22 protein-coding genes are annotated in these 21,899 nt (G+C 46.9%); 12 read left to right on the top strand and 10 right to left on the bottom strand.

What is annotated here, in order from left to right; translation table 11 throughout:
* Positions 1–2: 2 nt before the first annotated feature.
* The 3 genes from H6F52_RS12310 to efp all read right to left on the bottom strand — a co-directional run bounded on the left by H6F52_RS12310 (position 3) and on the right by efp (position 1,905).
* On the bottom strand, positions 3–356 hold the full coding sequence (locus H6F52_RS12310) for a metalloregulator ArsR/SmtB family transcription factor (RefSeq protein WP_190410537.1): 354 nt from the start codon (positions 354–356) through the stop codon (positions 3–5).
* A 327-nt stretch (positions 357–683) separates the two neighbouring features.
* Complete coding sequence (gene accB / locus H6F52_RS12305; protein WP_190534991.1) at positions 684–1,202, bottom strand: acetyl-CoA carboxylase biotin carboxyl carrier protein; 519 nt, start codon at positions 1,200–1,202, stop codon at positions 684–686.
* 145 nt (positions 1,203–1,347) lie between these two features.
* A complete protein-coding gene (gene efp, locus H6F52_RS12300) occupies positions 1,348–1,905 on the bottom strand; it encodes an elongation factor P (RefSeq protein WP_190410539.1) in 558 nt (185 codons plus the stop codon).
* A gap of 195 nt (positions 1,906–2,100) precedes the next feature.
* Here efp and H6F52_RS12295 point away from each other — a divergent pair, with 195 nt between their 5' ends.
* Both H6F52_RS12295 and H6F52_RS12290 read left to right on the top strand, forming a co-directional pair.
* Entirely contained in the window at positions 2,101–3,237 is a 1,137-nt protein-coding gene (locus H6F52_RS12295; RefSeq protein WP_190534987.1) for a peptidylprolyl isomerase, read from the top strand.
* 99 nt (positions 3,238–3,336) lie between these two features.
* On the top strand, positions 3,337–3,648 hold the full coding sequence (locus H6F52_RS12290) for a hypothetical protein (protein ID WP_190534983.1): 312 nt from the start codon (positions 3,337–3,339) through the stop codon (positions 3,646–3,648).
* A gap of 352 nt (positions 3,649–4,000) precedes the next feature.
* Here the strand turns inward: H6F52_RS12290 and H6F52_RS12285 are convergent, their stop codons facing one another.
* The 4 genes from H6F52_RS12285 to tyrS all read right to left on the bottom strand — a co-directional run bounded on the left by H6F52_RS12285 (position 4,001) and on the right by tyrS (position 8,108).
* Complete coding sequence (locus tag H6F52_RS12285; protein ID WP_190534980.1) at positions 4,001–4,855, bottom strand: exosortase-dependent surface protein XDP2; 855 nt, start codon at positions 4,853–4,855, stop codon at positions 4,001–4,003.
* Positions 4,856–5,459: 604 nt separating this feature from the next.
* On the bottom strand, positions 5,460–6,083 hold the full coding sequence (locus H6F52_RS12280) for a hypothetical protein (RefSeq protein ID WP_199300529.1): 624 nt from the start codon (positions 6,081–6,083) through the stop codon (positions 5,460–5,462).
* Positions 6,080–6,832 carry an orotidine-5'-phosphate decarboxylase gene (gene pyrF, locus H6F52_RS12275; RefSeq protein ID WP_190534977.1) on the bottom strand — a complete coding sequence of 251 codons (753 nt, stop codon included), beginning with the start codon at positions 6,830–6,832 and terminating at the stop codon, positions 6,080–6,082. The genes H6F52_RS12280 and pyrF overlap by 4 nt, the downstream gene beginning before the upstream one ends.
* A 67-nt stretch (positions 6,833–6,899) precedes the next feature.
* Entirely contained in the window at positions 6,900–8,108 is a 1,209-nt protein-coding gene (gene tyrS / locus H6F52_RS12270; RefSeq protein ID WP_190534975.1) for a tyrosine--tRNA ligase, read from the bottom strand.
* 324 nt (positions 8,109–8,432) lie between these two features.
* Here tyrS and H6F52_RS12265 point away from each other — a divergent pair, with 324 nt between their 5' ends.
* Positions 8,433–10,352: a PBP1A family penicillin-binding protein gene (locus tag H6F52_RS12265; protein WP_190436664.1), complete on the top strand. Its 1,920-nt coding sequence runs from the start codon at positions 8,433–8,435 to the stop codon at positions 10,350–10,352.
* Positions 10,353–10,395: 43 nt separating this feature from the next.
* Here H6F52_RS12265 and H6F52_RS12260 read toward each other — a convergent pair whose 3' ends face one another.
* A complete protein-coding gene (locus H6F52_RS12260) occupies positions 10,396–10,719 on the bottom strand; it encodes a DUF1825 family protein (protein WP_190410546.1) in 324 nt (107 codons plus the stop codon).
* Positions 10,720–10,826: 107 nt separating this feature from the next.
* Complete coding sequence (locus H6F52_RS12255; RefSeq protein WP_190534971.1) at positions 10,827–11,123, bottom strand: hypothetical protein; 297 nt, start codon at positions 11,121–11,123, stop codon at positions 10,827–10,829.
* A gap of 276 nt (positions 11,124–11,399) precedes the next feature.
* Between H6F52_RS12255 and H6F52_RS12250 the strand changes: the two genes are divergently transcribed.
* Entirely contained in the window at positions 11,400–11,783 is a 384-nt protein-coding gene (locus tag H6F52_RS12250; RefSeq protein WP_190534968.1) for an NINE protein, read from the top strand.
* Positions 11,784–11,814: 31 nt separating this feature from the next.
* Entirely contained in the window at positions 11,815–12,363 is a 549-nt protein-coding gene (locus H6F52_RS12245) for a ComEA family DNA-binding protein (RefSeq protein WP_190410547.1), read from the top strand.
* Between the two features lie 76 nt (positions 12,364–12,439).
* Here H6F52_RS12245 and lepB read toward each other — a convergent pair whose 3' ends face one another.
* Complete coding sequence (gene lepB / locus H6F52_RS12240; RefSeq protein ID WP_347275843.1) at positions 12,440–12,964, bottom strand: signal peptidase I; 525 nt, start codon at positions 12,962–12,964, stop codon at positions 12,440–12,442.
* A gap of 589 nt (positions 12,965–13,553) precedes the next feature.
* On the opposite strand from lepB, the gene H6F52_RS12235 reads away from it, so the two are divergent.
* The 7 genes from H6F52_RS12235 to nblB all read left to right on the top strand — a co-directional run bounded on the left by H6F52_RS12235 (position 13,554) and on the right by nblB (position 21,772).
* Positions 13,554–14,453, top strand: a complete 900-nt coding sequence (locus H6F52_RS12235) for an XDD3 family exosortase-dependent surface protein (protein ID WP_199300528.1) — start codon at positions 13,554–13,556, stop codon at positions 14,451–14,453.
* 99 nt (positions 14,454–14,552) lie between these two features.
* Complete coding sequence (locus H6F52_RS12230) at positions 14,553–16,022, top strand: S-layer homology domain-containing protein (RefSeq protein ID WP_190534966.1); 1,470 nt, start codon at positions 14,553–14,555, stop codon at positions 16,020–16,022.
* Positions 16,023–16,334: 312 nt separating this feature from the next.
* Positions 16,335–17,381, top strand: coding sequence for an SGNH/GDSL hydrolase family protein (locus H6F52_RS12225; protein ID WP_190534963.1), 1,047 nt, complete (start codon positions 16,335–16,337; stop codon positions 17,379–17,381).
* A gap of 808 nt (positions 17,382–18,189) precedes the next feature.
* Entirely contained in the window at positions 18,190–19,314 is a 1,125-nt protein-coding gene (locus tag H6F52_RS12220; RefSeq protein ID WP_190534960.1) for an SGNH/GDSL hydrolase family protein, read from the top strand.
* Positions 19,315–19,401: 87 nt separating this feature from the next.
* Positions 19,402–20,475 (top strand): M20/M25/M40 family metallo-hydrolase, encoded by a 1,074-nt coding sequence (locus H6F52_RS12215; RefSeq protein WP_190534957.1) that lies wholly within the window; start codon positions 19,402–19,404, stop codon positions 20,473–20,475.
* 70 nt (positions 20,476–20,545) lie between these two features.
* Entirely contained in the window at positions 20,546–21,010 is a 465-nt protein-coding gene (locus H6F52_RS12210) for a CBS domain-containing protein (RefSeq protein WP_190410554.1), read from the top strand.
* 96 nt (positions 21,011–21,106) lie between these two features.
* Positions 21,107–21,772, top strand: a complete 666-nt coding sequence (gene nblB / locus H6F52_RS12205) for a phycobilisome degradation protein NblB (RefSeq protein WP_190429129.1) — start codon at positions 21,107–21,109, stop codon at positions 21,770–21,772.
* Positions 21,773–21,899: the final 127 nt, after the last annotated feature.

Raw genomic sequence — 21,899 nt, 5'->3', positions numbered from 1 at the left:
GTTTACTTTCTCGCGCTTAAGCTAAAGTCACGGAAGTGACGGGCTTGCTGTTCAATCCGAGCGGCAAGGCGATCGCAAACTAAGTTACATAATTCAAAAATCAACTCATCTTCCACTTTGTAATAAGCCGATGTCCCTTCGCTGCGGCGACTCAGGATACCGGCTTGCAGCATCACTTTTAAATGCTTAGAAACGTTAGCCTGACTGGTTTGTGTTGCCTCAACCAATTCTTGTACGCATTTCTCGTCGTCGCGCAGGAAGTTCAAAATCCGCAACCGCATTGGTTCGCTCAAGATGCTGAAATACTCTGCAAGTTGTTGTACAACTTCTGGTGGTACAGACAAAGCTTGTCGCATGAGACTAACCAGAAATGATAGTTCATCCTGATTATATATGATGTTTTTTGGTTAATAACTATTTAGTAATTGTTAAATTTCTTTTGTTGATTAATATTGTAAATCGGGTAACTTTAGATACGATTTCTTAAAGGAAACTTCGTAGAATTAAATAATGGAAATATGCGTATTTAGCAAAATTAATCGATATTTCCATTATTTAGAAGGAATTTTTTAGACAATTAAATTATACAAAAAAGCTTACTCCAAAAATAGAAAAATTTTGGAAATAAACTTTTTGGACGATTCATGGCAGATGCCTCCGCGCAACGTTTACAAACGCTAAAGTTATTCGGGGTTAATCCGCATCAGCGGTTGACCATACTCAACAGGTTCGCCGTTTTGAACCAAAACTTCTATCACCGTACCGGACACCTCGGCTTCAATTTCATTCATCAGCTTCATTGCCTCAATGATGCAGACGGTTTGTCCGGTACGGATGCGATCGCCCACTTCCACAAATGGAGAATCATCCGGTGAGGGAGCGCGATAAAACGTCCCCACCATCGGTGATTTGACATCTTCGAGTCTTCTATCAATGGGAGAACCAGCAGCGGTCGGCGGGGCAGTTCGTGGCACCGCCTCTAAGTTCGGGCTGGACGGCATGGACGGAGATGCCTGGGAGGGGGGAGCCGAGACTTCGGGACTCCCACTCCCTGCCAGGGCGGGTGGCAAGACCGGCAAACCCCCGCGCGGATCTTTCCGCACGGTGAGTTCAAAATCAGCGCTTTTGAGTGTCAACTCTGTAATATCGGTTTGCGCGATCGCTGCCAGCAGTTCACGGAGATCGTTGAAGTCTATGGACATGAGAAAAAGGATGTCAGTAGTCAGGGATTAATCGTTGCTTGGTAGAGACAAGGGTAAATCTCGTCTCAAGGTCAGTGTCAGTTGTTGGTTGTTGGTTGTTTCTTCTGTACCGCTGACCCCTGACCACTGACTAAAAACTTTTGCATTATTCTCGACCCAGGTAGGTATCGGTACGGGTATCAATCTTGATCCGCTCTCCGACCGTGATAAACAGGGGAACCATCACCTGGGCACCTGTTTCCACGATTGCGGGTTTCGATCCGCCAGTGGCGGTATCGCCTTTGAGACCGGGATCGGTTTGCGTCACTTCCAGCACTACGGAGTTGGGCAGTTCCACTTCCATGATCTGCTCGCCCCAGCTGATGACGTTCACCTCCATTCCTTCCTTAAGGTACTTTACGCGATCGCCAATCTGAACCGCATTCAGGCTTGCTTCTTCATAGGTTTCCATGTCCATAAACACGAACTGGTCGCCTTCTTTGTAGGTATGCTGCATCGTGCGCTTTTCCAGATTTGCCTGGGGCACCGTTTCTGCGGCTCGGAAGGTTCGTTCCACAACGGAGCCTGACTGCACATTTTTTAGCTTAGTGCGGACAAACGCAGCTCCTTTCCCTGGCTTAACGTGGAGAAATTCTACTACCCGCCACACAGCTCCATCTAATTCAATGGTGACGCCAGTTCTAAAGTCGTTACTCGAAATCATGAATCTTTATCTAGGGGAGAACAATCGGCACCTCATTTTACCGCGAGCGGAGGTTCTTCCTATTACTCGTAGATCGATCGGCTGCGTCTAATGTCGCTGGGTCGGGACACCCGTGTGGCAAGATTAAAAATGGAGTTTTTGGTAAGCGTGAAAGCTTCAACCGCAGTCGGGAAAGCAGCATGCAGGAATTAATTTATGCTTGATTCAAACCGTTCCACGCTCGATTGGTTCAAACGCTTGGCTTTAACAGGCGTCTTAGTAGTGCTGATGATGACACTCTCAGCAGGACTCAGCGCTGCTTGGTGGGATTCTGGCAAAACTGCCCGTGATAGTGGATTGCCATCGGGAAATGCCATCACAGATGGTAAAGCTTTGTTACGGTATGCCCTACCCATTGACAATCAAGCAGTGCGGGAAATGCAAGCCGATTTAGAAGATATTTCCATACAACTGCGAAGTAAGCGTTGGAGTGCGATCGCCAGCGATGTTAGCAAGGCATCTCGAATTTTAAGCGATCGCTCCTCCGACTTGCTCGCGGGCGTCTCTCCGTCGCAAAAATCTCAAGCAGAAGCCCTAATTGTGAAGATGGAAGAACAATTCGGGAAGCTTCGAGAAACCGTGGAAGCCAAAGATAAAGACCAAACTCAGGCGGAACGGGGCAACGTTCTCGATCTCGTGGGTCAACTAGAAGAGCTAATGGTGCCGGGATTCCCCTTCGAGGTGCCCTCAGCGTACAGTAATCTGCCTCAACTCAAGGGACGCGCCACTATAGAAATGACAACTGAGAAAGGCCCCCTGACCCTAGTAGTAGACGGTTACAGTGCGCCCGTAACTGCGGGTAACTTTGTAGATTTAGTCCAGCGTGGTTTCTATGACGGGCTAGAATTCGTCCGCGCCGAAGACTCCTACGTGCTGCAAGTGGGAGATCCTCCCGGCCCAGATCAGGGGTTTATTGACCCAGAAACCGGCAAATACCGGGCGGTTCCGTTAGAAGTGCTGGCGAGAGGGGACAAAGAACCCACCTATGGCATCACCTTAGAAGACGCGGGGCGTTACCTCGACCTACCCGTGCTTCCTTTCTCAGCTTACGGTGCCTTAGCAATGGCTCGTCCGGAAACAGAACCCAACGGAGGTTCTTCTCAGTTCTTTTTCTTCCTGTTTGAGCCAGAACTAACCCCAGCCGGTCGTAACCTGTTGGATGGGAGATATTCAGTTTTTGGCTATTTAACGAAAGGCAAAGAAGTTCTGGAAAAACTCGATGCAGGCGACAAGATTGTCTCGGCTAAAGTAATCCAGGGCGTGGAGAATTTAGTTCCGCCGCAAACCGCATAAACATCACACGACGATAAAGAGCTATTAATAGGGTGGGTGGGACAGCAATGCCAGCATTGCGCGATCGCCCACCCTCTCTGCTATAAAATTAGGAAATTTATGGCAATTATTGAAGTAATTTTTGTCATCACTGTCAGTGTGATGGCGGGTTTTTTGGTTTACAGTGCCTCCCAGCAACGACAGCAGCAGATGCAACTAGAAAATGCTTTTTATCAATTGCTGGAAGCTCAAAATAGTTGTATTTCGCTCATTCAATTGACAGCAGCAGCAAGAGTAGATGTCCCATTAGCGAAGGAATACCTGGATCGTCAGGTGCAGATGTTTGGGGTGCTGCCAGAAGTAGATGCTGATGGAGATACCTTTTACCGCTTTCCTAAGCTGAAGCGGGATTCGGCTTCAGACAAGAATTAGCGTGAAGTGAGGAAATAGAGCGATAGCGAAGCGCTGACTTGTCAGTTCGCGTTTTTGTGTGGAGTAGATAAGGAGCAATTTTATTCCCTTTGCTCTCTTATTTTCTGGTAAATCAGCTTTAAGTTTTTGCACCTCTATAGTAAGCCTATAAGAGTGGTAAGATTCAAGCGGTTCAGATACCCGGCTTCTCCCTCGAAGTCTGGTATTTTGCCTTCAGGAGCAATAATAGTAGGTGTAGCTCCAGACGAATTCTAGTATCAGTGACAAAAAATGAAAGCTAGAAGTGTTATCCACTTTCTAGCCCTTTTTTCATTCCCACTCAGCCTTTATGAACGCAAATTTTCTCTAAAAACTAGCTAGATTTGCTGCTTCCACGCCGACGAATTGTTATCAACGATCCAACTACTAATCCCAAGCCAGCAAGCGTGGCTGGTTCAGGAACTTTTTGTTCTCTAGCCATTACTTTAAAGTCTGGGCCATCGTAACTCGCGTCTGCTGTAACTCGGATACCTGCTAGAGAAGTAATTCCTAATTGCGCTAAGCTAACTCCCCAAGAACCAACCTCTTGACTTCCACTAATTTCCATTGTGTCAATGCTATAACCTGCGGCAAACTGATCGGTTCGTTTGAGTTTTAGAAAATTACCAATGAGGTTGCCAGCTTTGTCAATTGCTTGAATACCTAGATCGCTGTTTTTGCCTCGTTCCCAGAAAAAGAGGTTGTCTAATCCTGTCTTATCTGCACGAACTAGGTTATTGAAGAAAAGGTTGATACTAAAGGAACCTTTATCCTCAGTATCAATAATGTTGTTGAGGTTTTGGTTACCTAGATAAGTAGCAATATCAGTATTGGTTGGGTTCTTAATTCCAGATACTTCAACACCGTTTGGCTTACTCGCTTTATCGCCTTTCTCTGTGCTAGCAGCCCCCGTATTATTGTTGTAACCACCGGCTTCTGGATTGGCAGTTTCTCCCTTCTTGCCTGTGAGAGTAATAGCAGTATTGGAGATTATTTTAGCCTCTTTAACCAGATTAAAACTATCAATTGTGACTTTATTCTGAGTAATCGACTGAAGCCAAATATCTGCCTCAGAGTTACTTTTTTGGCTAACGTTGGTTTGGAAGCTTGCAGCTTGCGCTGAACTAGAAATCGTGAAGGCTGTTCCAACGGCTAAGCATAGAAAAGTTGATGTACGCTGAAAATTCATTCTTTTAATCCTCTGGTAGGTGCTCATGTAGAAACGTTGTTGAAAGGTATTAGTTGAAGGTTTTCAGTGACAGATTCTCCCAATCCACAGCAACTCGTTAAGCCAAACTTTAGCGATGTAGGTTTAAGCTAAAACTTTAGTCATTTAGCTAAAGTTTTGCTTTTCTGCTATTTCATCTAAATTAAACTGCCAATTTTCTCAAATAATTTAGTTCTTTTAGCTAAATCCTTGATAAATCGGCACTATTTCATCCTAAGAGTAAAGATTAATTAAGTCATCCTTGAAGCTACGGAAATTAAAATTAGAATGCTTCTTGCTGTGCGTAAAATTTCGGATACCTTGAAAATGTTGTTAGAGATACAGAAGTTTTATTAAAGGGAAGTACGTATAAAAGTAAGACTTTAGATAGATAACGATCGCACTTTCAAAAGCTACAATTACGCACTCAAGTAAAAACTTGTAGATAATGATGAAATTACTGAGAAAAAATTACTGAGACGCATTAGAAATTAACCATCATTTAAGTAAAAGATGGATGAATTCCCGTTGAAGTTACGGAAGTGTCAAAAAAATGCTCGCTTCTTATGCGTGAGAGTTCGGAGATTTAGAGCGATCGCACTTTTCCCACCCGGCAATCTTGCAACCAATTCCGAACTGCCTGACCAATGATGCCATTACTGCTATCGCGCGGCGGTGTAGGGGGTCGTCCTCCCGGAGAAGGGCCAGTACGGGAAAACATGAGTGCTAGGCTCCAACCACTGTCAGTTTGAGCCAGAAATAGCCAGTGATACTGCTGTAATTCAATTGCCTTGCCAGCCGTATATTGTCGCTCCAAGGTGGTAATGAATAGCTGCTTGGGGGCTGCGGCCAGTTCGGCTGGAGTCGTTGGGGTATATTGACCGGGACCCAGGCTAAGCGGCTCAAATTCCGGGCGTCCAGCGATAATCACCGAACTAGAAGAAATATCAACTTTTCTGCTGCGGCGTCGAGCACGTTGATTGACCCGATTCGCATAACTGGGTAAATCGCGCAGGAGTAGAAGTGTGAGGTTTTCTAAATTATTGGGGCAAGCAGAAAGCTGCCGGGGCAGAGAAACCCTGTTACTGTTGAGTGCAGGGGCGGACTTTCCTTGTCCCGGTTGAGTGCTGAATGCAGCGAACAGCGAACAGCCAGAAATCAGAAGTAACTGCCTAATTTCTAACAACTGACGCTTTCGACCTGAGTTCATGAAACCCCTGTTAGCTCGTCACAAATTCTTGCCCAAGCCGCAACAGGGTCAGAGGCGGCGGTAATCGGACGTCCAATTACCAAGTAATCAGCGCCTGCTTGGAAAGCTTGGGTGGGGGTGAGCGATCGCTTCTGATCTCCCGCTTCTGCCCAAGAGGGGCGCACACCCGGACACACCAGCAGAAAATCATCGCCGCAAGTCTGCCGCAGCTGGTCTGCCTCTTGGGGGGAACAAACTGCCCCAGCCAGCCCTGCTTCTTTGGCTAGCAGCGCCATCTGTAAGGCATACTCTGGCAGTTCTAGCGGTATTTTTAGTTCAAAGGCTAGCTGGCGTGAGGTGAGACTGGTCAGCAGCGTAATCGCAATTAAATTGGGGGGTGTCACCCCTACCTCCTGTGCGCCCTCCTGTGCCGCTGCTACTGCCCCCTGCAAGGCACCGCGACCGGCAGTTGCATGAATTGTCACTAAATCCACCCCGTAGCGGGCAGCGGCGCGACAAGCCCCAACAACCGTGTTGGGGATATCGTGAAACTTCAGATCCAGAAAAATTCGCTTTTGCCGGTCTTTGAGCGCCGTTAAGATTTCCGGCCCACTGCTAACAAATAGCTCTAACCCCACCTTCCAGAATGACACTTGGGGCAATTGATCGACGAGAGCGATCGCGGCTTCCTTTGTCGGCACATCCAGCGGCACGATGATGCGCTCTGTGACTGACTTAGGGGATTTTAGGCGAGTAGGATTTGGGTTCACGGGTAGGAGTAAGGCTGAAAAAATCGACTTGGCAATCAGAGTGAATTTTTCAATTCACTCGATCACCTTAGCTTACAAGGCGGACAAATCGCTTTTTCCCCACACTCAGGATGCGTCCGGTTAGTTGTTCGGGCGTGTCAAAGACGAGATCGATCGTGTCAACGCGATCGCCATCTAGTCGCACGCCACCCTCTTGTATTCGCTGCCGTGCTTCCGAACTACTTTTACACAGACCGCTGGCACTGACAATGTAGAAAAACTTAGCCGGAAATTGCACGCTCGAAAGCGAAAATTCCGGTACATCGTCAGTTTTTCCCTTCCTCGCTTCCTCAGCGGCTTGCTGACCGTGGTACTGCTTCACAATCTCGAAGGCAAGTTCTTGCTGGCGATCGCGCGGAGTTTCTGGCAACCGATCCAAAGGCAGATCCGTCAGGAGTTCAAAATACTGCTCCAACAGCTCATCTGGAATCTTTTCCAGCTTCTGATACATCGGAGTCGAGCGTTCCGATAGCCCCACATAATTGCCCAGAGACTTCGACATTTTCTGGACGCCATCTGTCCCGATCAAAATCGGCATCAACACCCCAAACTGAGGCTTCTGACCAAAATGCCGCTGTAAATCTCGCCCCACGGCAATATTAAATTTCTGATCGGTTCCTCCCAACTCCACATCCGCTTCTACCGCTACAGAATCATAACCCTGCATTAATGGGTAGAGAAACTCATGCAGATAAATCGGATTTTCTTGTTCAAAACGGAGAGCAAACCCCTCCTTCGCCAGCATCTGTCCCACCGTCATCGTGGCGAGTAATTCCTGAATTTTTGCCAAATCCAGTTTGCCCAGCCACTCCGAGTTGTAACGAATTTCCAACCGTCCCGGCGTATCGAAATCCAGGATTGGACGCACCTGATCCAGATACGTCTGGGAATTTTGAGCCACTTCCTCCGCCGTCAGCTGGCGGCGTACCTCAGACTTCCCCGTTGGATCGCCAATCCGAGCCGTAAAATCCCCCAGAATTAGAACAGCCGTGTGACCAGCATCCTGAAGCGATCGCAACTTTCGCATGGGGATAGTATGACCGAGATGAATCTCTGCACCTGTCGGATCGATCCCATACTTCACCCGCAAAGGTCGGTCAGTCTGCGCTAACCGTTGAACCAAATTCTCCGCCGGGTCAGAAGAATCAGGCTGATTGGGAAAAATTTCGCTGACGCCGCGATAGAGCCAACTGAGGGCTTCTGGAGGCGTTTTTGCCGATGATACACTAGCGGTCATGCTTTGCCAAAACTCAATCGGGTATGGTAACTAATCACTATATTTGTATTTAATGCAAGTTCAAGGCAAATCAGATTAGTATAATTTGCAAAAATTGTTAAAATCTCCATGCCCGATTTCAAAATTTTAGGAACAGGCTGCACTTATGCTGCTATAGCAGATCAGTTTTCTCCCCGGTCTAACCTCCCGATCGCATTCCCGGACAGATTTTAAAATCGTCCCTCCGGCTGCCCCTGGAAAGTCTTTGTAATTTCAATCAGCAAAGCCCTATCCAGTCGCACAACATCCAAGTCCCACATTTTTTAGTGAGGAAGTGAAATCCCCGTGTCGTCTAGCACTATTCAAGACAAACACCCGCGAGAGCCAGTCCCACCGATTTTTAAGTTCATGCAGGGAGTCGGGAAAGCAACGGGCGGAACCCTCCTCGGCATCACCATGCTTACCAGTTCGGTAGCTGCTGGTGGACTGGTTGGATTAGCAATTAGCTTCCGTAACCTCCCAGATGTGCGCGTTCTCCGCAGCTATGCGCCTACTGAAACTTCTTACATCTACGATGTTAAGGGCAAGCACCTCACCAGTCTCCACGGCGAAGCCAATCGCGAAATCGTCCCCCTTGACCAAATTTCTCCTGAACTGAAGCGGGCGGTTCTCGCAATTGAAGATAGCCACTTTTACTTCCACCAAGGCATCAACCCCAACAGCGTTGGTCGTGCTGTCCGAGCAAACTGGCAGAAGGGTTCGGTTGTTGAGGGCGGCTCGACGATCACCATGCAGTTGGTGAAAAACCTATTTCTCTCTCGCAAGCGTACCTTTAGCCGCAAAATTGCTGAAGCTGTGCTGGCAATTCGTTTGGAGCAAATCTTTAAGAAAGACCAAATTTTAGAAATGTACCTCAATCAGGTGTATTGGGGTCACAACAATTACGGTGCCCAAACCGCATCTGAAAGCTACTTCGGCAAAAAAGCTGCTGACCTCAACTTGGCAGAGGCGTCAATGTTGGCAGGGATGATTCAGGCTCCAGAAGACTACAGCCCTTTCACCAACTACAAGCTCGCCAAACAGCGACAAGCGCAGGTGTTGGGTCGGATGAAAGAGTTGGGGTGGATTACAGCCCAAGAGGAAGCAGCCGCCCGCAAGCTAACTATTAAAAAGGGCCAGCTGACTTCTTGGCAAACCAGCGAACTGCCTTACATCACAGATGCAGTCGTGGCTGAGTTGAAAGAGCGCTTTGGCCCGGATGCAGTGCTAAAAGGGGGAATGCGAGTCCAAACTACCATCGACTACAAATTCCAGCGGATGGCGGAACAAAAGGTCAGTCGTTGGCATAGAAGACTTCAGGGTTGGGGAGTTTATAACAACCAAATTGCTCTAGTGGCAGTCGATCCTCGGACGCATTTTGTGAAAGCCTTGGTTGGCGGGGTTAATTACAAAAAAAGTAAGTTTAATCGGGCAACCCAATCGCTACGCCAGCCAGGATCTGCCTTTAAACCATTTGTTTACTATACGGCGTTCGCGACTGGGAAATATTCGCCCTATTCCACGGTCTACGATTCGCCAGTCAGCTATCGAGATGGAGGGGGCTATTACTCTCCTAGAAACTACGGCGGCGGCTACTCCGGTGCGATGAGCATTCGCCAAGCCCTCGTCGTCTCTGCGAATGTGCCTGCGGTGAAAATCGGACGGTCTGTGGGGCTGGATAAGGTAATTGAAACCTTGCGGACGATTGGCTTTAAGAGTCCAATTGAGCCGGTGATTTCCTTGCCTCTGGGAGCGATTGGTGTGACGCCGTTGGAAATGGCTGGCGGCTATGCCACGTTTGCCAGTAATGGCTGGCATTCTGACACCACGCTGATTGTCCGGGTAACAGACAGCCGAGGCAATGTGTTGCTCGATAACACTCCTAAACCCCGTCTGGTGTTAGACCCGTGGGCGACTGCATCTCTGACTCAAGTGCTGCAAGGGGTGATCAGTGGCGGTACGGGGAAAGCTGCACAGATAGGTCGTCCGGCGGCTGGTAAGACGGGTACGACTTCTTTAGAGAAAGATGTTTGGTTTGTGGGCTATGTCCCGCAGATGTCAACGGCTGTTTGGATTGGCAAGGATAACAACCGCAGCTTAGGCGGTGGTGTTACAGGGGGCCAGTACGCCGCTCCGATTTGGCGCGATTTTATGTCAACGGCTATGTCTGGCGAACCCGTGCAATACTTCCCATCGCCTTCCAAATTTGAGAGACCCCGCTCATAATTTGAGATTTTGGATTTTGGATTCAATCCAAAATCCAAAATCTTTAGGGTTGCTTGGACAGTTCGGATTTCATCCGCTCTAGGGTGAGGTTCATTTGGTCAAACATTTGAGCTGGAGTGATGCCAAATTGACCAAGCTGGGTATGTAGCTGCTGTACTGTCATTTGAGCCATGAAGTCATCAGATAGCTCGAAACGCTTCATAAAGACGCGATAGCGATCCATCATGGCTTCCATTTGCTCAATGAAAATCTTTTTTCCTTCGAGATCGAATTTGCCATAGTGGCTTCCCAGTTGGATCAGGGATTGATAATCTTCAAATAGCTGCTTGGCTTCTTGCTGAACAATTTCTGAATCAAAAAATCCCATAGCCTTTTCTTTTTCCCGTTAATGGGCTTCCCCGCCAAGGAGAAGTTTACTGCTTTGAGTATCATTTTAGTGCAGCCCAATGTTTCCGTTATATTCGGTTTTCCGTATTAACGGCGATCGCGCTCTAAATCCTCGATCGCTTTTTCCCAATACCATTCCTCCGATTTACCCGGATGCCTCTGTTTTACCCGCTCCACTAGCCGCATCGCAGCTGCCCTATCCCCACTCAACAGTCTCAGCAGCTTGTTTTGTAGCTTAATGGTGGGTTGGCGACGCTGATGCTTACTTTGCTTAACGGATGATTGTTTAGCTGAAGATTGTAAGTTGCGAAACTGCCAGAAAAAAATAGCTAGCAGCAAAATCAAGCCGAGTAAGATAGCAATACCGATTGTCCAAGATGGCATCTTATCACCTGCCTACCATTGACAAGCTTTTAGTAAAGCATATCCAGTTTTTGACTAATCATCAGCGCCCAGCATCTGCAAGCCTTCTCAAGGGAGAAAATCAATATTATGGAAGAAGACAATTGCTTCCATCGCAAGTATGGTCTCGATAGGAAAATTCTCTGCTTTCCCTAAGCTTTTTTGCGGAAAATTTGGCAGTAAAATTTGGCAGCAGCTTCAGGAAGCAGGAAATCAGTCTGCAAGCAAGAGCCAAGGGGTCATGGAGTGGTGCGGTTCATGTTAACAAAGGCAAAAAATCGAAAAGTTGCAGCTATCTTGGCGTTGGTGGGGGCAGTGATACCCGTTGCTGGATTCCACAAGTTTTATATGGGACAGCCGGTATGGGGTCTGGCTTATTTGCTCTTGTCGTGGGGGACACCGATTCCTCGGATTGCTAGCGCGATTGAAGGGTTTTGGTATTTAGTGCAAGATGGGGATGAGTTTGACCGGAATTTTAATCTGGGCGTGGAACCGGCTGCCTCCTCCGTCGGCGTCGATCCCGATCGGGTGGGTGCGATCGCAGATGCATTGCGCCAACTGGACAGCTTGCGGGAAGAGGGACTGATCTCAGAATACGAATTTGAGCAAAAGCGCCGTCAATGGCTCGATCGCATCGCTTGACATTTATGGCACTTTTTGATGGCACTGGTTTATGGCACTTTTTGAATGGCTACCACCCGCAGCTCGATTAAATCCGAATTTGCAGTCAATTCGGGGCAGGATTTTGAACGATCCCTACTACCGCCTGCAATCCACTCAAGAAATTGCGATCGCAGCGGAACTTGGTATCAAGATTGATGCAAATCAGGCAAGTGTAGACGATTGGCTGAGATTACCAGGGTTATCAATTCATCAAGCGCGATCGCTCGTTTCCCTCGCTCGATCTGGGGTTCAATTTTTCTGCATCGAGGATATTGCAGCAGCACTAGGAATGCCACCCGCTCGGCTAAAACCTCTAGAGGCAGTGATTAGATTTTGTTACTACGACGACTCTAGTTTGGCAACGCCGCAACTCATCAACCCGAATACAGCGTCTGTCGAAGAACTGATGCAGATTCCATTGATTGACGCGGTTCTCGCCGTAACAGTAGTGCAAAATCGTCTCGTTGCGGGGTCGTACCGCAACCTAGTTGATTTCCAGCAACGGCTATCGCTTCCTGGAAATCTAACTGCCCAATTAATGCATTATTTGCGATTTTGAATAACTTATCGAGAAAAGTGATGAGTTTTCAGCCTTGGATTGAAAACAGATAAAACTCATCACTCAAAACTTTGACTTAAGTGCGGCTAATCCGGCTAAGAGGCCAGAAGCGGAAGAAGGCGCGACCAATGATATTCTTCTGGGGTAAGAAGCCCCAAACGTGGGAGTCGTTGCTGTTATTACGGTTATCTCCCATGACTAATACCTGGTCTTCAGGCACCAGCGCTGGTCCCCACTGATATTCTGGGGGTTCTGCGATGTAGTCTTCCTGGAGGGGCGAGTCGTCCACGTAGACCTTACCATTTTGAACTTTAACGACGTGACCCGGTGTGCCAATCACTCGTTTAATAAAGGCTTGGTCTTTCGCATAGCCCTGAATTTGCAATTTTTGGGGAGGGTCAAAAACTACGATGTCGCCTGGGTGGGGTGCCCGAAAGCGATAAGAGATTTTTTCCACTACCAAGCGATCGCCCACTTGCAAGGTCGGCAGCATAGAATCAGAGGGAATATAGCGGGGTTCGGCAACAAAGGTTCGGATAAAAAGGGCTAAACATAGGGCAATCAATAGAATTTGCAGGTTTTCTCTTAATTGTTCCCATATTCCCCCTCCTGCTGCCTTTTTTTCTTTATGTCCCCCGGAATCTACGCCTTTGGGTTGCCCCTGTTTTGTCTTCTCAGCAACAACTGCCCCAGTTTGATTGACTCCGTCCTGGGAAGAAGCATCTGCCTGAATCTCAGACGGAAGTCCCAGTTGGGTCGAGTTTGAGGTAGCAAATTGTGGAGATTCGTTGACGGCTGCTAAATCCTTTTCCTCAGATGCCATAGAAGTTTCAACTAAAAATATCTGGCGTTGTTAGCCACAGAGATAGTCTGGTTTATTTCAGCTCTCAGCCAAGATACCACGCGACCTCTGGTTTAGATCCATTGGATTTAAGCAGGCTGTAATATTTCTCAATTTTTCAAAATTCTTCTTGTTCTTATTTAACTAGATTTACTGAGTCTAAAAAGCAAGCTTTATACTTTATAAAAAGATACTGATTTATATATACACTTTTATAAAATTTTTTCGTTCTTGGGGTTTTGACAAAAACTCAAAGTTCCGAGAAATTATCTAGAGACAATCAATAAAGTTATTGTTACAAATTAAGGAAAGACATAAAATTAGGGCAAACAAAAGGAGTTTTCATAATATGAAATTGCGTAATATTGCAACCTTAATGGCTGGTGCTACGGCGACTCTATGCTTTATTTCTATGGCTGGACAGCAGGCTAACGCGGGAACAATACACAAAGATTGGAACTATAGCATTGATGCCTTTAATGATGGCTCTGGTGGAGCGGGTTATGAAATTAAAGGGATGGCAATCAAGGAAACCAGTGACAGCATTTTTGTAGCTCTAACTGGTGGTACGCCCTTGACAGGAACTTACGCGAGTGGCGCTGCTGACCAAAACATTGGTTGGGGAGATTTATTCTTCAATTTCACTGATAAAACTTTTAAAGCTGCCAGTGATGCAAACAGTTTGTTTGGGATTCGCTTTGCTGGGACTAACGACTCAATGGTTTCCAGCACTGGCGTCTACAAAAATGTCCAAGCCGCTAGCGTTACTGGAACGAACAACGGATATAGCAGTTTGAAGCAATACTATGATTCTGGATGGGATCGGGAGAATACTAAAGGCACGGATTTTACTACTAAAGCTGATGCTTATGCATACTTCGGTCAAGGTTCTATTCTCAATGTAATTGGCTCAGGTACAAAAGTGGGTGACATTACCATGCTCACCGCCTCTGCATTGAGTGCCGCCGGACTTGATTTTAGTCACTTTTTGGCAAGTGGAGATCAAACCATTGGGTTCCAGTTGAACAAGTCTCTTCTTGGCTTTGGAGACTACGTTGCTAATATGTTTCTTGAGTGTGGCAATGATGGCGTCGCACTTGCTGGAGCAATTTTGCCACCAGCGCCAGTTGTTGAAGTAACTCACCAGGTACCAGAGCCTACTGGAATTGCGGGTATGGCTTTAGTTGCTCTAGCCTTTGTAGGCAGTCAACTGCATAAGCGTTTTCAGGGGAAAGTGACGCTAGAGTGAGACTCTTAGAAAAATATTATGGCTATTGAAAGCAACTAACAGGAACTTAATCAGGAACTGGAAACTGTCTTCACTATCTGCGCTAGCGTAGGAAGGAAGATGTGTTCTCCAGTTTTTGCTGTGTTATTTTCTAAACGTCCTATTATACTTACCGGATTTATTGGTTGCCTGCTGATTTCCTTAAGCGCTTGCGCCAATAGTCCCAACAGTGAAGCACTAGAGCGATCGCTCGCAGCAGACCCTAAACTTAAGGACAATCCGGCTGCGTTTGGGTTGCCATCTCAAAATAACTCTCGGAACGAAACGCTTGTTGCACTCCCCTCTGATTTCCCATCGGAGATTCCCGTCTATCCAGAGGCTCAGCTGCAAGAAGTCACGCCATCAACATCCGATCCCAATCAAGGACAGACCCTTCGTTGGACGACTTCTGACCCCAGCAACTCTGTCCAAACCTTTTACCAGAAGGAATTTCAATCGAATAACTGGGAAGTTTTGAGTCAGCCAACTGAGACTACTGAGACTGAGGAGGGTGCTGTTCCCCCAACCGATATCTTAGTGGCTCGCCAGAATAACCTGAAAGTTACCGTCTCCATCCAGTCAGGTTCGGGTAGTAATAGTTTTATCTCAACACCCTCACCGACTCCAGCGACTGCTGCTAATAGTCCAGCGAGTAGTGCAGCTAGTACTACACAATTTACGATTCAGTATGTCCGCGACGGCAGCGCAGCAGCAGCACCGTCATCGAGTAACTCAGAGGTCGCCAGTCAGCCAACGACTGAGGCAACAACAGACAAGCCGGGGTCTCCTTCTCAACCCTCTGTATTTACAGATATCAACAAAGCACCCCAAGAATTACGTCAGTACGTAGAAAACCTGGCAGCATTGGGGGTACTTTCGCTCAACTCTGGTGGTTCCAAGAGTAACTCAGCCGCAGGCGAACAGTTTGAGCCAAATAAAACCATCACCCGCCGCCAGTATGCGCGTTGGCTGGTGGCTGCGAATAATCAGATTTATGCCAATAGTCCGGGGAAGCAAATCCGTTTAGCATCAACAGATGTCCAACCAGCTTTCCAGGATATTCCCCGCAGCGACCCTGATTTTCCAGCCATTCAAGGTTTAGCAGAGGCGGGTTTAATTCCCAGTCGGTTGACGGGTGATGCTACCGCTGTGTTGTTTCGCCCCGATGCACCGCTTACCCGCGAAAACTTGATTCTCTGGAAAGTGCCCCTAGATACCCGCCAGACTTTGCCCACCGCTTCGGTTGATGCGGTGAAGCAAACGTGGGGATTTCAGGATGCAGGCAAAACTGAGCCGAAGGCGTTGCGGGCGGTATTAGCCGATTTTCAAAATGGCGAATTGGCAAATATCCGGCGGGTTTTTGGGTATACAACGCTGTTCCAGCCGAAAAAACCCGTGACGAGGGCTGAGGCGGCGGCGGCTGTCTGGTACTTTGGCGCTGAAGGTGAAGGGGTATCTGCTCAAGATGCATTGCAGAGCCAGCGTCAACAGAGCCAGCCATCAGCGACATCTACGCCGGAGCCTTCACCGTCAAGTTCTGCGAATCAATAGCTTGACAATCAAAAGCAGTCAATGAAGCGATCGCAATTAGGCAAAGCCTTTGCTGGAGGTAAGCGATCGCTTCGAGTATTCTTTGGAATACAACAGCTCCCCCTTGAGAAGCGTAAGTGGAGGCAGCTTCAGTATCTATATAAAAAACTCTTAAAAAAATAAATTATAATACCACCGCCTTGAGTTTTCACTGAATTTATCCTTAAATTCACAGAAACTTCACACTATTTTGGGAGAAGGTTGTAATAACTTTATACAAAAGTTTATACAGTTGAGAAAAATGTAGCAGAAAATACGGAGAAAGAGATCACCATGAAAAAACAAATTCTAGCCACAGGATTTGTTCTTTTTTCTTTCCTATTGCCACTTAAGGCAGTAGCGGCATCCTTTGATAGAATTTACGTCTTTGGTGACAGCCTCTCCGATACTGGAAATGTTTTCAATCTAACGGGAGGATCTTCTCCCAAAGCTCCACCCTACTATCAGGGACGCTTTTCTAATGGCCCGATTTGGGTAGATGCTCTGGCAAATAAGTTGGGATTAGCTCCGGCTCTGGCCACTGCGGGAGCCGGAGCTAACTCTAGCGACGGTATTAACTTCGCTTTCGGTGGTGCTACCTCAGGAACCAATAACGTCGCTGGTCCGTTACCGGGATTGCAAACGGAGATCGATTGGTTTAAGAGTGGTTTGGCGAAAACCAAGCAGTCTGCTGACTCAGAAGCTCTATATATAGTATGGGCTGGTGGTAATGATTACCTCGGCGGTAAGGTTACAGATCCAACTGAGCCTGTCAAGAATATATCGGCAGCGGTAACATCGCTTTTCAACGTCGGCGCTCGAAATTTCCTTGTAGCTAACTTACCAGATTTGGGAAAGGCTCCTGTCGGTCTTAGTGGCGGTATTGCCGTGTCCAACGGTCTCAACCAGTTGACCGGATTGCATAACTTGGGCTTGAGCCAGACTCTTGCTGGTTTGAGCAAGTCATTAACCGGAATCAACCTCAAATCTCTCGATGTCAATTCTTTATTTAACAATGTCATCACAAATAAAGAGACATTTGGTTTCACAAATGTGACTGACTCTTGCCTAACCAACTACGAGGGTCCCCAAGATTCCACCTACGATATATGCGATAACCCAGACAGTTATTTGTTCTGGGACAACATCCATCCCACAGCCGCTGGTCATAAGCTAGTGGCAGACTTAGCATTTGCAGCGCTGACACCCGCATCCGAACCTCAAAAAAGCGTTCCGGAACCGGCTTCTGCATTGGGTGTATTAGCAGTCGGTGCTTTAGGAGCAGGTTCGCTGAAGCGGCGCAAACCGAAAAAAGCCAGCTCAATAAAGACTGAAGTATAAAGGATGAGGACTCAAGGATGAAGGCGTTCCTGTTAAAGCCAAATTCACCGTTCATCCTTGATGTTTTACACTTGATACTTTTTAGATTTTAGGGACTTCTGGCCTCAAATGATAGATTTTCTAAGTTGAATAAGTCTATCAATAATTTACACAATTAGTATTGGTTTTAAGCGAGTGCTGATAGGTCTTTAACTCACGGCAAGTGTTAGATACTTGAATAGGAAAATTATTTAGTGAAGATAATTGGCAGAAGAAGGAAATTATACAATGTTTCTCATCTCCAAGCAGATAGAGCGGTTGAGGTATCGATGATTTGAATTAATTTAACGAGTTTTAAAGGGACGAGGAATCATTCTAATAATTCTAATAATTGATAAAACAAGTGACCGCAAAAAAAAGGACGAGATGGATGATATATAGCCAGTCTTGCAGTGGAAAATTAGGCAATATTGAAAAGAGATTGTGGCAGTCACATCTGATGGAGTAATTGACATAATTCTCCTACCGTTGGCATTTGAAGCCTATAAAAATTGCAGAATTTCTCCAAGCTGGATATAGCTGGAGATAGATAGTTGAACTAACTGAAAATTGCCACTCATATAATTTAATTAAAAAATTACAAGTTTTGGGCGTTCCCACACCTCTACAAATGTAAAAATTCCTATTGTCTGCTACCTAGAAAGACAGAAGGATGATAGTAGAGAAATGTATCTTTAGAGGGAAAAGTTTTTAGCTGTCAAATAGCAATTTAGTAAAAGACTAACTGACAAATAAACTTATTCGCTAGCCTGACTACAGAAAAAACACAATGTCCTTCCAAAGAGTGTTTTCTAGCCTGAGGGCAGTATTTCTTGTGAGTGCGTTACCCCTCAGCGCGATCGCTGGGTTGCCAACAGCAGTAAAAGCAGCAAGCTTATCGCCTCAGAATTTTAATGAAATTTATGTTTTTGGTGACAGCCTTTCAGATGATGGAAATCTGTTTGATGCTACGAAAGGATATATTCCGCCAAGCCCGGTTTACTCTGATGGACGTTTTTCCAATGGTCCAGTTTGGGTAGACTATCTCGCCCAATATTTAGGATTAACTTCCAATTCAAATATTAATCTGGCTTACGGTGGTGCAACTACGGGAAACAGTAACGTCTTGAACGATATCGTTCCTAGCGTAGTGCTGAATTTACCAGGCTTGCAGCAGCAGATTAATAACTTCAAAAAAGCCAATTTACCGGCTAATCCGGATGCGTTATATATCGTATGGGCGGGTGGCAATGACTACATCGGTGGTGGCGTAACCAATGCTGCTATACCAGTCGGAAATTTATCGACAGCAGTAACGTCGCTTGCTACATTCGGCGCTAAAAATATCATGGTGGTCAACTTGCCAGATTTGGGGAAACTTCCGGACACCCGGACAAGCTCGAATTCAGCCAACCTCAGCGTCTTGACGGCGACTCATAACTCCGGCTTAGCTGCAAGCCTTAATGGTTTGAGCCAGAACTTAGGTGACAGCATCAATATTATCCCCCTTGATGCTAATTCTCTATTCGATCGGGTCATCGCTAATCCGAGCGAATTTGGTTTGGGGAATGTTACTGAGGCTTGTTTAGACAAATTAATTGCCTGTGCTGTTAATGCAGACAAGTTTTTGTTCTGGGATAACATCCATCCGACGACGACTGCTCATAAGATATTAGGAAAATATGCCTTTTCAGTGCTAGGGCAACAGACTCAGGCATCTGCGATCGCTAGTAATAATCAGCTATTGAGACAATCCGCCTCTGCAACGCTGACACCTGTACTGGTGTCCGACTCCCAGAAAAGCGTTCCCGAACCGGCTTCTACGTTCGGTATATTAGCGTTTGGTGCTTTAGGCGCGGGTTTGGTGCTGAAACGCCAACAGACGAAAGCCAGCTCAATCAAGACTGAAGTATAAAGGATGAAGACTCAAGGATGAACAGGTTCGTATTAAGGCTAAATTTCACCGTTCATCCTTGATATTTCACACTTCATACTTTTAGGCATGGCTTTGTTGGATTACGACAATCTGTTTAACACCATTGAAGAATTAGTGCTGCATCATTCTCCTAGCGGTGCGGAAGAAGAAATTGACCAATTGTTGATGAGTCGATTTAAAGCGCTGGGAGTCGAAGTTTGGCAGGATAATGCCGGGAATGTCATTGCGAAAATTGCCGGTCAAAAGCAAGACAGAGGCATCGCCATCACCGCCCACAAAGACGAAATTGGCGGGATTGTCAAACAAGTCGGCGACGAGGGACGGGTGGAAGTCCGCAGGTTGGGAGGCGCATTTCCGTGGGTTTATGGCGAGGGCGCTGTAGATTTACTGGGAGATGAGCAAACCATTACCGGGATTCTATCTTTTGGATCGCGCCACATCTCCCATGAATCTCCCCAAAAATCCCAGCAGGAAGACAAACCAGTGCGCTGGGAAGACGCTTGGGTGGAAACCAAATGCACCTCCGAAGAATTAGAAATAGCGGGAATTCGACCGGGAACCCGCATGGTAGTCGGGAAGCATCGCAAGCGTCCCGTGCGGTTGAAGGATTGGATTGCCAGTTACACCCTGGATAATAAAGCGTCTGTCGCAATTTTGTTAGCGCTGGCTGAAACGGTAAAACAGCCTCCAGTTGATATTTATCTAGTGGCGTCTGCGAAAGAGGAAGTCGGGGCAATTGGCGCAATGTACTTTACTCAGAAGCAGCGTGTAGATGCTTTGATTGCGCTGGAAATCTGTCCTTTGGCTCCGGAATACCCGATCGCTGATGGGAATGCGCCGGTGTTGCTTTCCCAAGATGGCTATGGAATCTACGATGAAGCCTTAAATCGTCAGTTGCGGCAAGTTGCGAAGAATCTGAAGCTCCCCGTGCAATTGGCGACGTTGAGCGGTTTTGGCAGCGATGGCTCAATTGCGATGAAGTTTGGTCATGTCGCCCGTGCTGCGTGTCTGGCGTTTCCGACGCAAAACACGCACGGCTATGAGATTGCCCATTTAGGCGCGATCGCAAACTGTACGCATATCCTCCGCGCCTACTGCGAAACCGACTTTAGCGATTCGTCAACAGCAACTGATAACTGACAAAGGACAATTGATCCCTGCAATTCCTTACAATTAAGCCAGTTATCCTGTGACAGCAGTTAAGCCTTGTATGCCCAAAACTGTAGCCGATGTTATGAGCCGCGACCCTATCGTGGTACGGCCTGAAACGCCTCTCAAGGAGGCCATCCAAATCTTGGCAGAACGACACATCAGCGGTCTGCCAGTAGTCGAACAAACTGGCAAATTAGTGGGCGTTATCTCGGAAACTGACTTGATGTGGCAAGAAAAAGGGGTGACTCCCCCGGCTTACATCATGTTTCTAGACAGCGTGATTTACCTGCAAAATCCAGCCACCTTTGAACGAGACCTGCACAAGTCTCTGGGGCAAACGGTTGGGGAAGTAATGACCCACGATGCCATTACCATTACAGCCGAGAAACCTTTACGGGAAGCTGCGGCGCTGATGCACGAGCGAAATGTTCGCCGCTTGCCGGTGATTGATAAAAATGCTCAGGTGATTGGTATCCTCACCCGTGGGGATATTGTGCGGGCAATGGCATCTGAGGTGGATTAATCTTGGTCATTAGTCATTGGGAGTTTGCTGCAAAGGACTCATGACTAATGACTCATAACGAGTGACAACTGAAAACTAATCAATAATCAAATAATAATGAGCATTACCCCTGAGTCTGTTAAAGAATTACTGGGTTCAGAAAATTTTGGCGATCGCATTCGCGGCATTAACCAGCTGCGCCAGCTGGAAAGGGCGATCGCGTTTGAGCTGGTGCAACCCGCTGTGACAGACAGCAACACCCGCGTTAGATATGCCGCAGTCAGCCAGATGGATACTCTGGGACAAGAAGATTTACAAACATCTTTGAGTGTTTTGCGCGATCGCTTATTCAATGACTCGGAAGCAGATGTCCAAGCTGCCGCTGCTGATGCTTTGGGAGCGCTACAGTTAAAAGAAGCTTTTGAGGACTTGCAGCAAGTTTACAACCAAACCCCAGAGTGGCTCGTTAAGTTCAGCATTGTTGCTGCTTTGGGAGAAATGGGCGACAGCAGAGGGTTTGAACTACTAGAAGAAGCCCTTACCTCTGGGAACGAATTAGTCCAAACTGCTGCTATCTCTTCACTGGGAGAACTGGGAGATCCGCGTGCAGTTCCCCTCATTGTTCCGTACTCCACCCATTCGGATTGGCAGATTCGCTACCGGGTCGTACAAGCACTCAAGCGTCTAGGTGGAGCAGAAGCACGCTCAACATTAGAAGCTTTAGCGAATGATGAAGTCGAGCAAGTAGCCCAGGAAGCACAAAATTGTTTAAAATCCGCTTAAACAACTGGTTAAAGTATCTCTAAAATTACCATAGTCTGATACAATCCGTTTTTTTGGCTGGAAATTAAACGGGCGAAGCATTCCTTTCTTTAACTAGGGGTTTATCCCCAACGTGGAAAGGGCTTCG

This window comes from Coleofasciculus sp. FACHB-542, assembly GCF_014695825.1.
In the GTDB taxonomy this organism is placed as follows: Bacteria; Cyanobacteriota; Cyanobacteriia; order Cyanobacteriales; family FACHB-T130; genus FACHB-T130.
Note: the sequence above shows the minus strand (reverse complement) of the source record. Positions and strands in the feature narration are given on the sequence as shown.

Coding starts and splice junctions, on each gene's coding strand:
- H6F52_RS12310 (WP_190410537.1), bottom strand. CDS start 356: ATGCGACAAGCTTTGTCTGTACCACCAGAAGTTGTACAACAACTTGCA.
- accB (WP_190534991.1), bottom strand. CDS start 1,202: ATGTCCATAGACTTCAACGATCTCCGTGAACTGCTGGCAGCGATCGCG.
- efp (WP_190410539.1), bottom strand. CDS start 1,905: ATGATTTCGAGTAACGACTTTAGAACTGGCGTCACCATTGAATTAGAT.
- H6F52_RS12295 (WP_190534987.1), top strand. CDS start 2,101: ATGCTTGATTCAAACCGTTCCACGCTCGATTGGTTCAAACGCTTGGCT.
- H6F52_RS12290 (WP_190534983.1), top strand. CDS start 3,337: ATGGCAATTATTGAAGTAATTTTTGTCATCACTGTCAGTGTGATGGCG.
- H6F52_RS12285 (WP_190534980.1), bottom strand. CDS start 4,855: ATGAATTTTCAGCGTACATCAACTTTTCTATGCTTAGCCGTTGGAACA.
- H6F52_RS12280 (WP_199300529.1), bottom strand. CDS start 6,083: ATGAACTCAGGTCGAAAGCGTCAGTTGTTAGAAATTAGGCAGTTACTT.
- tyrS (WP_190534975.1), bottom strand. CDS start 8,108: ATGACCGCTAGTGTATCATCGGCAAAAACGCCTCCAGAAGCCCTCAGT.
- H6F52_RS12260 (WP_190410546.1), bottom strand. CDS start 10,719: ATGGGATTTTTTGATTCAGAAATTGTTCAGCAAGAAGCCAAGCAGCTA.
- H6F52_RS12255 (WP_190534971.1), bottom strand. CDS start 11,123: ATGCCATCTTGGACAATCGGTATTGCTATCTTACTCGGCTTGATTTTG.
- H6F52_RS12250 (WP_190534968.1), top strand. CDS start 11,400: ATGTTAACAAAGGCAAAAAATCGAAAAGTTGCAGCTATCTTGGCGTTG.
- H6F52_RS12245 (WP_190410547.1), top strand. CDS start 11,815: ATGGCACTTTTTGAATGGCTACCACCCGCAGCTCGATTAAATCCGAAT.
- H6F52_RS12235 (WP_199300528.1), top strand. CDS start 13,554: ATGAAATTGCGTAATATTGCAACCTTAATGGCTGGTGCTACGGCGACT.
- H6F52_RS12230 (WP_190534966.1), top strand. CDS start 14,553: ATGTGTTCTCCAGTTTTTGCTGTGTTATTTTCTAAACGTCCTATTATA.
- H6F52_RS12225 (WP_190534963.1), top strand. CDS start 16,335: ATGAAAAAACAAATTCTAGCCACAGGATTTGTTCTTTTTTCTTTCCTA.
- H6F52_RS12220 (WP_190534960.1), top strand. CDS start 18,190: ATGTCCTTCCAAAGAGTGTTTTCTAGCCTGAGGGCAGTATTTCTTGTG.
- H6F52_RS12215 (WP_190534957.1), top strand. CDS start 19,402: ATGGCTTTGTTGGATTACGACAATCTGTTTAACACCATTGAAGAATTA.
- H6F52_RS12210 (WP_190410554.1), top strand. CDS start 20,546: ATGCCCAAAACTGTAGCCGATGTTATGAGCCGCGACCCTATCGTGGTA.
- nblB (WP_190429129.1), top strand. CDS start 21,107: ATGAGCATTACCCCTGAGTCTGTTAAAGAATTACTGGGTTCAGAAAAT.